Consider the following 14,108-nt stretch of genomic DNA (forward strand, 5'->3'; position numbering starts at 1 on the left):
TTATGAAAACAAGCTTAACATGGTTAAATGAATATCTGAATAATGCAATTGATTTGCACCCTAAATCAGTGAGTGATTTAGCGGAAAAGGTAGAGCGTACAAGTGTAGAAATCGATAGTAACACAACGATTGCTTCAGGGCAAAATGGTCTTGTAGTAGCTAAAATATTATCAGTCATGCCACATCCAGATTCTGATCATATGGTCATTACACAGGTGGATACTGGTGAATCAGAACCAATACAAATTGTCACAGGCGCGCCTAACGTAGCTGAGGGGCAAATGGTTATTTTAGCTAAAGTCGGTGCACATATTATTAATCGTGAAAATGGTGAGCTAATTGAGTTAAGTGCAGTTAAGCTACGCGGAGAATCCTCTTACGGCATGTTGGTTGCACTACAGGAGATAGGCTTTAGTGAAAAAATTGCCCCCAAAGCGTTTGAAGCAGGGATTTATGTTTTTAATGAAAGTGATGATGTCAAACCTGGAGATGATGCGCTTGTTGCTTTGGGCATGAATGAGCCGGTACTAGATACTGATTTAACACCTAATCGAGCAGACATGCTATCAATGATCGGTACAGCTTATGAATTTGGAGCGATGCTAAATAAGCCAATTACGCTACCATCATTTGAGCTGGTTGAATACGAACAAAAAGCAGACAGTCAAGTTGCTGTCCACATTGATGATCAGGAATTGGTTTCAAAATATGCGTTGCGTGTTGTGAATAATGTAACCATAAAGGATTCTCCCTTATGGTTACAAAAACGCTTATGGAATGCTGGTATGCGACCAATTAACAACATCGTTGACATCACGAATTATATGATGCTAACTTATGGTCAACCACTACATGCATTTGATTTAGACAAATTAAATGGTTCAGATATTTACGTACGCCGTGCGCAAGATGGTGAAAAATTAGTAACCTTAGATGGTGAAGAACGATCATTGCGATCTGGTGAAGACATAGTCATTGCTGATGAATCAAAAGGGTTAATGTTAGCTGGTGTCATGGGTGGTATGGACTCTGAAATTGATAATAGCACGAAAAATATCGTGATTGAAAGTGCTATATTTAATCCAAGTTTGGTTCGAGCAACTGCAAGACGGCATAATTTGCATTCTGAGGCTTCATCGCGATTTGAACGTGGGTTAAATTGGGACGCAACACTTGACGCTTTGGATCATGCAGCTAGTTTAGTGGATGAATTAGCAGATGGTCAAGTAGCACGTGGACAAATTATTGCTGCTGATGATGTTCGTAAAGATATCCAATTATCATTATCAACGCAACGAGTAAATAAAATTTTAGGTACTTCATTAGAAATGGATGAAATTACCAATATTTTTGATAAGCTGAACTTTGTTTATGAAAAAAATGATGAAAAAATAGTTGTTGATGTGCCAGCACGTCGCGCTGATATTTCTATTGAGGCTGATTTAATCGAAGAAGTCGCACGCTTGTACGGTTATGACAACTTACCAGTTACATTACCGTACGGACCTACAACGGCGGGAAAATTGTCTAAAGAACAACGTCAAATTCGTGCTAGTAGACATATTATGGAAAGTTTGGGATTAAATCAAGCAATTTCATACGTGCTAACAACGAGTGAAAAAGCCCAGTTATTTGCTGAGGATAAGGCAGATGGTGTTGTAACATTAAACTATCCGATGAGCTTGGACCGTACAACGGCTCGTCAGAATTTGTTGGCAGGTTTATTAGATGATGTCAGTTATAACGTGAGCCATTTTGTACCTAATGTTGCGTTATATGAGCAGGGTCGAGTGTTTATTGCTAATGAACCGAATGAGCAACCAAAAGAAATTGAACATGTAGCGGGAATACTGACTGGTAATTTACAAAAGTCATCATGGCAAGAATCTAAGCAAAAAAAATCTGTTGATTTTTATGATATCAAGGGAATTGTAGAAAGTTTTTTGGATCAAATTGGTGTCGATAACGTCCGTTATGTTGCGACAAAACGCCATGAAAGTATGCACCCTGGTCAAACGGCTGATGTTTATATTGGGGAACAATATGTCGGTTTTGTTGGTCAAATTCATCCAAAAATTACAAAAAAACAAAAGCTAGCGGCAGTGTTTGGGTTTGAGCTTAATTTATTTACTGTATTTAATCATGTAACAGATGCTATTCAATTTAATCCTATTTCACGTTTTCCACAGATTAGTCGTGATGCCGCATTACTAGTTGATCAGATAATAACAAATAGTGAAATTAGTGAGACAATTGCAGATACAGCAGGAGAACACTTGGTAGATGTGACTTTGTTTGATGTTTATACGGGTGACAACTTGCCAGAAGGCAAAAAGTCACTTGCCTACACGTTAACTTATCAAGATAGTGACGGCACATTGTTAGAAAGTGATGTAAGTTCTGATTTTGAACGTATTATGAGCAAATTGCAATCTAAATTTAATATAGAAATACGCTAATTATTTTTCTAATGTTATTTGAGTTGTCATTGTAAATACGATATAATGGGTTGCAGACTACAAAGTTACAGGATAATTTCATGGCAAAAATAATCGTACACGGCGGTAAACGCATACGTGGAGAAGTCACAATTGGTGGCGCTAAAAATTCAACAGTAGCATTAATCCCGGCGGCCATTTTAGCTGATACACCGGTGAAATTTGATACGGTACCACAAATTCTAGATGTTAAAAATCTGCAATTGATTTTGCAAGCAATGAATGTGACATCTAAGTTTGAAAATGGCGTGCTAGATATTGACCCAACACGTATTGAAGAAAGTGATTTGCCTAGTGGCGCTATTAAGTCATTACGCGCTTCTTATTACTTTATGGGTGCATTGCTTGGCCGATTTGGTCGTGCAACAGTAACTTTCCCTGGTGGTGATAATTTAGGTAGACGGCCTATTGATCAACATATAAAAGGGTTCGAAGCACTAGGAGCCGTGGTGACTGAGAGCAATGATATTATTCATATTGATGCAACAGACCATGGCCTGATTGGTGCGCGTATCGCTTTAGATACCGTATCTGTTGGTGCCACTATTAATATCGTTTTGGCTGCGGTTCGAGCAAAAGGTCAAACAGTTATTGAGAATGCTGCACGAGAACCTGAAATCATTGATATTGCAACATTTTTGAATAACATGGGTGCCAACATTCGTGGTGCGGGGACAGATACTATTCGTATTGCTGGCGTCCCGACTTTGAAAGCACGTAATACGCATACTGTTATTCCAGATCGTATTGAAGCTGGAACATACATGAGTATGGCAGCAGCGTACGGTGATGGTGTAACGATTAAGAATGTTATTCCAGAACATTTAGAATCATATACATCAAAACTAATTGAAATGGGTGTTAACCTTGATATTGGTGAAGACGCAGTTCATGTATACAAATCAGATGCACTAAAGCCAGTTGCCATCAAAACGATGCCTTACCCTGGTTTTGCTACTGATTTGCAACAACCCATCACTCCTTTATTGTTAATAGCACAGGGTGAAAGTACAATTACTGATACTATTTATCCAAAACGAGTAAAGCATATTGCTGAATTACGTCGTATGGGTGGCGATATTGCTTCAGCTAAACCAGGCGAAATTAAAATTAATCAGTCTCCACGTTTGGTCGGTACAGATGTCGAGGCAGCGGAAATTCGTGCAGGAGCGGCGTTAGTCATTGCAGCAATTATGGCTGATGGTAAGACAATCATTAACGATGCCGATCATATTTTACGTGGATATGATCGTATTCAAGAGAAGTTAACAAGTTTGGGTGCTGATATTAATATCGAAGGCATCGACCTCATTAATTTAATGCCATAGTGTATTGCGTTACGAATTAATATTTGGTATACTAGTTTGGTTAATAACTGACTCTGGGTCACGAGACTCAGGGCGCTAAGGAGAAATGAACAATGCAAGCAGAAATCCACCCAGATTATCATCAAGTTGTTTTCATTGATGCTTCAACAGGAAAGAAGTTTTTATCAGCTTCAACTGTAACATCAAATGACACAACTGATTTTGAAGGTAAAGAATATCCAGCAGTTCGTATGGATATTACATCTGACTCACACCCATTCTATACAGGTAAGCAAAAGTTTACGCAAGCCGATGGTGCAGTCGACAAGTTCAACAAGAAGTTTGCTGGATTTGGTTTCAAGAACAACGAAGACAAGTAATTGTTCTTTTAAAAGCGTTCACTTTAGTGAACGCTTTTTATGTATGAGGTGAAAATTATCGCACGCACAATTTTACCAGTAAAATTAAATCAAGAGTTGACAGCTGTTATTGATGATATTCGAATCGATGGTATGGGTATTTTTTATGTTACATCAGAGTATCCACTGTATGTTGCTGATGCACTACCAGGAGAGAAAGTTCATTTACTGGTAACCCAAGTAGACAAATTTTCTGGCTATGCTAAAGTTCTTAATCGACTGGAAAGTTCAGATAAACGACAAAATAGTGATCGACAATATTTGATTGATGCCGGTACAGCACCACTAGTGAATCTAAAATATGATGCACAACTTGAACTAAAACAAGCCCAGGTGAAGAGACTTTTTGAAAAGCAGCATATTGATGTGTCAGTTGATCGAACAATTGGGATGGACAATCCAACATACTATCGTAATAAGACTATTGTCCCTGTAAAATGGCAAAATAATCATCTGACCAGTGGGTTTTACAAAAGAGGGACACATGATTTAGTACCCATGGATGACTATTTTGTTAATGATGCAAAAATTGACCAAGCAATTATTGTGATTAGAAATATTTTGGAGAAGTATGATATCACGGCATTTGATCCTGATTTAGAACATGGTGCCATTCGTTATATAATGATACGCCGTGGCTATTATTCTCATGAATTAATGGTTGTATTAGTTTCAAATGAAGAAGTCATTTCGCACGAAACAGAAATTATTAATGATATCAGAAGTCAACTGACAGAATTAAAAAGCTTAATTTTGAATTATAGTCCTAAAAAAGACTATGTTTTATTAAGTCCAAATAATCGAACACTATGGGGTGAAAAAGCCATTTATGATACTTTACTTGGATATAAGTTCATTATTGGTCCTAATTCGTTTTATCAAGTTAATCCGCAAACCACCGAAGTTCTATATGATTTAGCTGCCCAAAAAGCTGATTTGAAGCCGACAGACACTGTTATTGATGCTTATTCAGGTATAGGAACAATTGGCATTAGCGTTGCTAGTCGGGTTAAAAAAGTACTTGGCGTTGAGGTTGTTCCCGGTGCAGTTGCTGATGCACAGTTTAATTTACAAGCCAACAATATTACTAATGCTGAATATATTTTGGCTGATGCACCTGTGCAATTTAAAAAATGGCAAGAACAAGGACTGAAACCAGATATTGTTTTCGTGGATCCGCCAAGACGTGGCTTAACGACTTCTCTCATTCAAGCCACAACCGACATGTCACCCCAAAAGATAGTATATATTAGCTGCAATCCAGTAACTTTGAGTCGCGATGCCGTTGAAATTATTGAAAATGGTTATCATATTGATGGTTCGGTCTTACCAGTAGATCAATTCCCACAGACCTCTCACGTCGAAAGTATTACAGTGTTCCGAAAGGATTAAAATGAATTACTCAGTAAAAAAGATAGGCCAGATATTACATGCGACAACTCAAATAGATTCCAAAATAGTAATTGGTGTATCTTTTGATTCTCGTAAAGTCAAACCTGGAGATTTATTTGTTGCTCTTGTTGCTGAAAACGACGGGCATGACTATGTGGAACAGGCGATGGCAAAAGGGGCCACAGCCGTTTTAGTGGACGATAAGCACCAAATTGATTCAAAAATACCAGCTATTATTGTATCAGACACATTGTTAGCTCTTCAGCAATTGGGAGAATATCGTCGTCACCAAATTAATCCTAAAGTTATTGCTATTACAGGTTCAAATGGCAAAACAACAACAAAAGATATGACGTCAGCCATAGTAGGTTCTCAATACAAAACCTTTAAAACGCCCGAAAACTTTAACAATGAAATCGGTGTGCCTTTGACATTGCTCACCATGCCAGATGATACAGAAGTTTTAGTAGTAGAGTTAGGTATGGATCGTCCTGGCCAATTGACGACATTATCTGAGTTAGTAAGTCCAGATATTGCCATTATTACTATGATTGGTGAGGCACATATTGAGTTTTTCAAAACACGTGAAAATATTGCTAAAGCAAAACTTGAAATTACTAAAGGTCTCAAACCAGAAGGGACATTATTGATTCCTTATGATGAACCTCTTCTAACAAAGGCACAAGTTAAACAAAATGTGCAAATTTTTGGACAAGATATTACAAATATAAATTCATTAATGTCAAAGACAACTTTTACTTATCAAAATACTCGATTTGCTATTCCGCTGTTAGGTCGGTATAATATAATGAATGCGCTCGCAGCGATTTCAGCGGGTATCTTATTACATATTGAATTAAAAAACGCTGCAGAAGCGCTTCAGCATTTTGATTTGACAAAAAATCGCACAGAACAGCTCACTACATCTCACGGCGTGAACTTGATTAGTGATGTTTATAACTCAAATCCAACAGCTGTTGCTGCTGTCTTGGCAACATTAAAAATCATACCGGCCACGCACAAGTATGTTGTGTTAGGTGATATGTTAGAATTAGGCGAACAAGCTGCAAGCTTGCACGCTTGTCTGGCAGAAACGGTGATAGATGCGAATGTTGATGGCGTTTACTTGATTGGACCATTGATGAACAAGTATTTATATCCAATCTTGCAACAACGCTTTGATTCAGCGCACTTGCACCAATATGAAACAGATCAGTTAGCCGAATTAATCAAAGATTTACAGACGTTAGGTGAACATGGGGACATGATTTTGTTAAAAGCAAGTCATGGGATTCATCTTGAGAACGTTGTTAACGCATTGGTAAAATAGTTTTATGTGTTGAGGGGCACAAAATGAAACGCAGTCAGAAGCCACAACTTAAGATTAGAAAATGGGCTGCGTTCTTAGTATTAGTTTGTACCGCAGGATTAGTGTTATGGCCGCATCGGTTGAATGAAGGTCAATATATGATTAATCCAGTTACTGATGACAAGTATAGTGTTAATAGTCTGTCAGCACTGAAAAGCAATATCTCACCGCAAAATGAATTTGCTGAGACATTAGATCAAAAACTTCAGTCAGAAAACTATATAGGTACAGCACTGATTGTGCACCATAATAAAATTATTTTGCAAAAAGGTTATGGTGAGGCTGATGAACAACAGCATCGTCATAATGATGCTTCAACACTTTTTCAGTTGGCCTCAATTGAAAAAGCAATGACTGCTGTATTAATCATGCAGCAAATAGAATCAGGTAAACTGTCATTTGATAGCAAGTTGAGTGATTATTATCCGAATGTGGTTAATGCTGATAATATTACGATTAGAGATTTAATCACCATGAGCAGTGGTTTAAGCCAACGCATACAACCAACGACATTTGAATCCGAAGAGGATAACATTGAGTTTTCCGCTATTCATGCTGTTAAAATTGGTGAACCAGGTAATGGAATTGGTTGGTCTTATCAGCCCGTTAATTATCGTTTGTTAGCCGGTATTTTGATGAAACTCACTAATAAAACGTTTGCTGTATTGTTGAACCAAGTATTTAATAATACTTATCATCTAGATGCGAGAAGCTACCAAGATTTCATCAAATCTAAACATCGTTCTATTGGTTATGATAATAGTTACGACAAAGCTTATGGTGAAAATCAAGTGATATATAATCGGGAAACTGGTACTGGAAATATTGCTATGACAACTGGTGCATTGTATCGTTTCTATCGATTAATGATTGATAAGGTAATTATTAAGCATCCCAGTCAACTATGGCAAACACGAGTTGGTGAAACATATGCCGCGGGAATGTATCACGAGGGAAAGTATTTTAATGCTCATGGTATTTTGCCAGGATTCGAACCCACGGTTGTTATAAGCAATACTGGACAGGATGCGGTAATATTACTTAGTAACCAATATTATAAGAACCATAGTTTTCAACCATTAGCCAGAGAATTATTTACAAAAATGACTGCCATTCCAACAAAGTAATGGCAAACGTGCACGAAGCACAAGGAGAAAAAATTTTGAAATTTAGTGAATTAGGTTTGTCACAAGACATTTTGGATGCTATTGCAACGCACGGATATGTTGAAGCTACACCAATCCAAGAAAAGACAATTCCATTAACATTAGCAGGTCGTGATGTCATTGGACAAGCACAAACAGGAACTGGTAAAACAGCAGCATTTGGTTTACCAATCTTGGAGCACATTGATTTAAATAATAAAAACATTCAAGCATTGATTGTATCACCAACACGTGAATTAGCAATTCAAACAGCTGAAGAATTAAAAAAATTGGGACGCGACAAGCGTGTTGATGTACAGGTTGTCTTTGGTGGTGCTGACATTCGCCGTCAAATCCAAAATTTGAAGTCACATCCACAAATTCTAGTTGGTACACCTGGTCGTTTACTTGATCACATTAACCGTAAGACTGTAAAAATTGATAGTGTTCGTACATTAGTATTGGATGAAGCCGATGAAATGCTGAATATGGGCTTCTTAGATGATATTGAAGCAATTATTGCCAAGACACCAGCAGAACGTCAAACACTATTGTTCTCAGCAACAATGCCACCAGCAATTAAGCGTATTGGTGTCAAGTTTATGACGAACCCTGAACATATTCAAATTGAAGCAAAAGAATTAACAACTGATTTAGTTGATCAATACTTTGTTCGTATGCGAGAAAACGAAAAGTTTGATACCATGACACGTATCTTTGATGTACAGGCACCAAAATTGGCAATCGTTTTCGGTCGTACAAAGCGACGCGTTGAAGAATTGTCAAGAGGATTGGAAGCACGTGGTTATCACGCGGCTGGCTTGCATGGTGATTTAACACAACAAATGCGCTCACGTGTGTTGGCTCAATTTAAGTCACATGAAATTAATATTTTAGTAGCAACGGACGTTGCTGCGCGTGGTTTGGATGTTAAAGACGTATCTCACGTTTATAACTTTGATATTCCACAAGATCCAGAATCTTATGTTCACCGTATTGGACGTACTGGTCGTGCTGGCGCCAAGGGTGTGTCTGTGACTTTCGTTGCACCAAACGAAATGGATTACTTACGTGCTGTTGAAGATTTGACTAAAAAGCGCATGACGCCGCTTGAACCAGCATCTTTAAAGGATGCCCGTATTGGAAAGATTAACAATGCTGCTGGCGAAGTTGCTAAGTTAATTGATACAACTGAGGTTTCAGAAATTCAATCTCAGGTAGATGCGTTGACAGCAAAGTATACAGCTGAACAATTGGCTGCTGCTGTATTATCTAGCGTTGCTGATTTAGAAAAGCAAAATACACCAGTTGAAATTACTCGTGAACGTCCATTACCACGTCGTAAGGGTGGTAATGGTGGTCGCGGTGGTTCACGTAATGGCGGTGGACGTCGTAATGGTGGCGGTTACCGTGGTAATCGTGAACGCCGTGGTAATGGTGACAACCGCAATAATGATCGCCGTCGAGGCAATGGTGCTACTTCTAGCGAACGTCGTTTTGGAGATTACAAGCGTCGTGACGGCCGCTCAACTGAAAGTCGTCGCAATAGTGGTGGCGGATCACGTCGTGAATTTACTGTACGTGAAAAAGATTAATAAATTAAAATGTTGTTTGAGGCGTATTGTTGTATAATGTCTTATAAACAGGTGGTCTTCAGCTATTATTAAGTTGTTATCCGCACATTTTGTAACACGATGAAACCGTCCAAACATTTTGGACGGTTTTTAGTTGGAGAAAGTAAATGAAAACAGTTGAAGACGCTATATCTTATATCCATAATCGGCCAAAAGGTGGTCAAAAAGAATCACTATACCGTATGACCAGACTGTTAGCAGCCTTGGGGAATCCACAAAAAGATTTACCATGTGCCATACATGTTACTGGTACGAATGGGAAAGGCTCAGTATCAACAATGGCTAGTAACATGCTACGTGTGGCCGGTTATGATACTGGTTTGTTTGTTTCACCTTTTATTACTAACTTTCGAGAAAGAATTCAAATTAATAATGAAATGATTTCGAAAGATGATTTATTGTATACTACTAACAAAGTGGCGCAAGTACTAGTAAATGTTGATGCAGAATTATATCCGGATATTCCTGTTGAATTTGAAGTTTTGACAGCAATTATGTTTACTTATTTTGCTTCAAAAAAATTGGATGCATTAGTGATAGAGGTAGGTATCGGTGGCTTACTTGACTCTACTAACATGATGCCAAACACAAAAGTAGCGGTTATCACCAGTGTAGGATTGGATCATCAGAAAATGTTGGGCAATACAATTACTGAAATTGCATCACAGAAGGCTGGTATTATTCACGATGGTGTTGCTGTTGTTACCGGTGATTTACCAGCTGAAGCACGTTCAATCATTGAAAAAAAATGCTCACATGTGATAACAGGTTTGCAGCATGAATTTCAATCCGGATTGCCAGGAGAATATCAGATAGAAAATACAGCTACTGCTGTTGCAGCAGTACGTGCTTTTGATCAAAATATTTCTAATGATATCATTGTAAAAGGGCTAGAAGAGAGTCACTTTTCAGGCCGGTTTGAATTAATTGCACCAAATATTATGGTAGATGGTGCGCATAATGCTCAAGGACTTCGTGCTTTATACAAGTCGTTGGTAGCAGCATATCCAAGGAAAAAAATCACTTTGATTATTGGTAGTTTGATGGATAAAAATGTTACTATTGAATTCAACGAAATATTGGAAAATGGCAGATTTAATATTGTGCTTGTGCCCTTTACTGGACCTAATGGTCGCCCTAGTTTATCCATTGATCAGACATTAAAACAGTATCAAGTATCTGCGATGCCACATTGGCAGGAGGCAGTTGAACAGTCAACCGCGGATTTAACAGTATTAACTGGATCATTATATTTTATAAGTGAGGTAAGAGAGCAATATGGTAGATGATAAGTTATCACCACGTTTAGTGCTAAGTGTCTTAGCGATTGGATTACTGGGATTTACTGATATTATGTTGGAAACTGCCTTGAATGTCAGCTTTCCAATGTTGATGACAGAATATAAGGTAACTTCTAGCACAGTACAATGGTTGACCTCAGGTGTCATCTTATTGACAAGCATGGTAGTTATTTTGTCTCCATGGTTGAAGAAAAATTTCACTAATCGAAGTCAATTTCTAGTTGCCACAGTTATATCGATTATAGGTGTGTTGATTGATGCTGTAAGTCATACTTTTATGATTACATTGTTCGGCCGATTATTACAAGGCATTGGTGGTGGGGTCGGCTTACCATTAATGTATAACGTTATTTTCGAACAGGTTCCTGAGAAAAAACGTGGCACGATGGTCGGGCTTGGTGCATTAATTATTTCTTTTGCCCCAGCAATTGGTCCAGCGTTTGGTGGTTATCTAACTCAAAATTACGGTTGGCACATGGTATTTTGGGTTGTGCTGCCCGTTCAAATTGTTTCTCTCATACTTGGGTGGGTAACAATTAGGCAAGTCTCAACAATTAAAAAAGAAAAATTAGATATTGTTGGCTGGCTGTTATTAAGTCTTTTTTTTGTCTCTGGCATTTTTGTTATTGAGAGAATCAGCACACATGGATTAGTAAATCCCTTAAGTTTGTTGATGACTGTGGCAATGCTTGTCGGTATTATTGGTTATATTCTTTATGCCAAAAAAGTTGATAATCCATTGTTAAGTCCAGAAATATTTAAATTTAAGGTTTTTCGTTTTGGTATAGCGGCAGCATTTATAGCTCAAATAGTCAATCTAACATTTAACTATGCAATACCGATGGTTTTACAAATAGTTTTGCTTAAAAATCCACAAGTTGCTGGTCTTGCCTTACTTCCAGGGGCTTTAAGTTATGCTATGATGGCCATAATTTCTGGCCGTCTATATGATCGATATGGTGCACGGTTACCAATTACAATTGGTGTAACATTGATGTTTGTCGGGACATTATTAATTGCCTTTATCCCAATCAATCTCATCAGTTTAACAGGTGGCTTCATGGTTATTCAGATAGGGGCTGGTTTCTGGTTTGGTAATAACATGACCTATTCGGTAAGTAGTGTGCCAGTTGAATTTCAAAGTTCAGGAAATTCTATTTTTTCTGCAACAACGAATTATTCTGCTGCAGTGGGTATTGCACTTGCTGCTGGCATTATTGCTACATTTCAAAATCACGCAATTAACGTCAATGAGTTGGCTTCATCAACAAGCAGTGGTGCGTTATGGACATTTAGAGTAGACATCGTACTGATTCTTCTAGCTGCTATTCTTTCATTAAGTACTTTGGGGTCTACGAGAAAATAGCGAGAATGTCGTATCATATTGTAGAGGTAAACAATATGGTCAAAGAAAAAGTAGAGAAATTTTACAATGTTTTGGGATATAAGGAAAAGAAAGATATTCATATTTTTCAACGTTATTTTCCAAATAACTATAATTTAAATGAATTGACAAATGATCTAGTAGAAGATTTTTTATCTCATAATCCAATTGCCAATGAAGCTTTGCTATTAGGAATTGAAATTGGGAAACACGTTGCACATCAACGACGGCCGCAGTTACTAAATGCCAAATATTCAGCAGAAATAGGCCGGTTTGCGCAACAACAAATTGGTAATTTAATGCAGGAACAATTAAGTGTAGCTTTGCTTGATACGCAGTTGAATGTTATCGGTTGGGAAGTAGTATTTGTGGGCACTTTAAGTCAAGTACAAGCTTCACCACGAGAGATATTTCAACGCGTTTTAAAGGCCAATGCATTTGGATTCATGATTGCACATAACCATCCCAGTGGTAATATAATGCCTTCCAATGCAGATATTAATTTCAGTCAGCGTTTGGCAACAATCGGTCATCAAATGGATTTACGTTTATTTGACTCATTCATTGTGACACAAAATGAGTATTGGAGTATGTCAGAAAATCAACAATTAAAAAAAGTTATCTGAAAAATCAGATAACTTTTTTATTTAGACAGCAACGGGCGCTTTAATGGCTGGTTCACTATCGTAATCTAATATTTTAATATCATCCATCGTATAATCAAACAATGATTTAACTTCTGGATTTAACCATAATTTTGGTAATTTGTGCATAGGTCGCGACAATTGTTCTGATATTTGATCAACATGATTATTGTAGATATGTGTATCACCAATAGTATGAATAAATTCACCAACTTCGTAGCCAGTTTGCGCTGCCACCATGTGAAGCAACAGTGAATAGCTGGCAATATTGAATGGAACTCCAAGGAAAAAATCACCAGAGCGTTGATACATTTGCAAACTGAGTTTACCGTCTGCAACATAAAACTGGCTAAGCACGTGACAAGAAGGTAGAGGTGCTTGCGGTGTGGTTTCGGCATTCCAAGCTGTTAAAATAAGTCGACGTGAATTTGGTGTTTCCTTAATTTGATCAATAAGTCGGGCAACTTGATCAATAGTTTCATCACCAGCGGTTAGACTATTTGTTTCCCAGCTGCGCCACAGTTTTCCATAAACATTACCAATATAACCAAATTCTTCTTTGAATTTGTCATCATTTAGAATGTTATTCACGAAAATTTCTTTTTGTTCTTTGTATATTTCGGCAAACGCTGCATCGGTTTGTGAACGAAGACCAAAATCAGTCATATCAGGACCGGTGTACTTATCCGATTCAATCCATTTTTTAAATGCCCACTCATCCCAGATATGATTATTGTGTTCAAGTAGGAATCGGATATTATTATCTCCTCTTAAGAACCATAATAGTTCACTTTTAATCAAGCCAAAAAAAACTTTTTTAGTAGTTAAAAGAGGGAAACCTTCAGCCAGGTTAAATCGCATTTGCGTACCGAACAATGAACGAGTTCCAGTACCAGTGCGGTCTCCTTTATGTGATCCTTCATCAAGAATCTTTTGTGCGAGGTCGAGATATTGCTGCTCATTTTGAGACATGTGTCAAAATACGTAATGTGTACGACTAAATCATTGGCATGAA

11 protein-coding genes are annotated in these 14,108 nt (G+C 37.7%); 10 read left to right on the forward strand and 1 reads right to left on the reverse strand.

Annotated features, from left to right (window positions below):
- The first annotated feature begins 2 nt into the window (after window positions 1-2).
- The 10 genes from GJV51_04715 (at window position 3) to GJV51_04760 (ending at window position 13,075) form a co-directional block, all read left to right on the forward strand.
- Entirely contained in the window at window positions 3-2,459 is a 2,457-nt protein-coding gene (locus GJV51_04715; GenBank protein ID QGM25301.1) for a phenylalanine--tRNA ligase subunit beta, read from the forward strand.
- 80 nt (window positions 2,460-2,539) lie between these two features.
- Window positions 2,540-3,826: a UDP-N-acetylglucosamine 1-carboxyvinyltransferase gene (locus GJV51_04720; protein ID QGM25302.1), complete on the forward strand. Its 1,287-nt coding sequence runs from the start codon at window positions 2,540-2,542 to the stop codon at window positions 3,824-3,826.
- Between the two features lie 92 nt (window positions 3,827-3,918).
- Window positions 3,919-4,185: a type B 50S ribosomal protein L31 gene (locus GJV51_04725; GenBank protein QGM25303.1), complete on the forward strand. Its 267-nt coding sequence runs from the start codon at window positions 3,919-3,921 to the stop codon at window positions 4,183-4,185.
- A gap of 39 nt (window positions 4,186-4,224) precedes the next feature.
- The gene (rlmD, locus tag GJV51_04730; GenBank protein ID QGM25304.1) at window positions 4,225-5,616 is read left to right on the forward strand and encodes a 23S rRNA (uracil(1939)-C(5))-methyltransferase RlmD; all 1,392 of its coding nucleotides are present in this window, start codon (window positions 4,225-4,227) and stop codon (window positions 5,614-5,616) included.
- Window position 5,617: 1 nt separating this feature from the next.
- On the forward strand, window positions 5,618-6,946 hold the full coding sequence (gene murF, locus GJV51_04735) for a UDP-N-acetylmuramoyl-tripeptide--D-alanyl-D-alanine ligase (GenBank protein QGM25305.1): 1,329 nt from the start codon (window positions 5,618-5,620) through the stop codon (window positions 6,944-6,946).
- Between the two features lie 23 nt (window positions 6,947-6,969).
- The gene (locus tag GJV51_04740; GenBank protein QGM25306.1) at window positions 6,970-8,112 is read left to right on the forward strand and encodes a serine hydrolase; all 1,143 of its coding nucleotides are present in this window, start codon (window positions 6,970-6,972) and stop codon (window positions 8,110-8,112) included.
- 35 nt (window positions 8,113-8,147) lie between these two features.
- Complete coding sequence (locus GJV51_04745; GenBank protein QGM25307.1) at window positions 8,148-9,725, forward strand: DEAD/DEAH box helicase; 1,578 nt, start codon at window positions 8,148-8,150, stop codon at window positions 9,723-9,725.
- A gap of 146 nt (window positions 9,726-9,871) precedes the next feature.
- Entirely contained in the window at window positions 9,872-11,053 is a 1,182-nt protein-coding gene (locus GJV51_04750) for a bifunctional folylpolyglutamate synthase/dihydrofolate synthase (protein ID QGM25308.1), read from the forward strand.
- Entirely contained in the window at window positions 11,043-12,431 is a 1,389-nt protein-coding gene (locus GJV51_04755) for an MFS transporter (protein ID QGM25309.1), read from the forward strand. Before GJV51_04750 ends, GJV51_04755 begins: the two co-directional genes overlap by 11 nt.
- A gap of 35 nt (window positions 12,432-12,466) precedes the next feature.
- Window positions 12,467-13,075 (forward strand): DNA repair protein, encoded by a 609-nt coding sequence (locus tag GJV51_04760; GenBank protein ID QGM26105.1) that lies wholly within the window; start codon window positions 12,467-12,469, stop codon window positions 13,073-13,075.
- A 21-nt stretch (window positions 13,076-13,096) separates the two neighbouring features.
- Here GJV51_04760 and GJV51_04765 read toward each other — a convergent pair whose 3' ends face one another.
- Window positions 13,097-14,065 carry a thymidylate synthase gene (locus tag GJV51_04765; GenBank protein ID QGM25310.1) on the reverse strand — a complete coding sequence of 323 codons (969 nt, stop codon included), beginning with the start codon at window positions 14,063-14,065 and terminating at the stop codon, window positions 13,097-13,099.
- Between the last annotated feature and the right edge of the window lie 43 nt (window positions 14,066-14,108).

The sequence above is a fragment of the Leuconostoc mesenteroides subsp. mesenteroides genome (genome assembly GCA_009676745.1).
GTDB classification, from domain to species: Bacteria; Bacillota; Bacilli; order Lactobacillales; family Lactobacillaceae; genus Leuconostoc; species Leuconostoc koreense.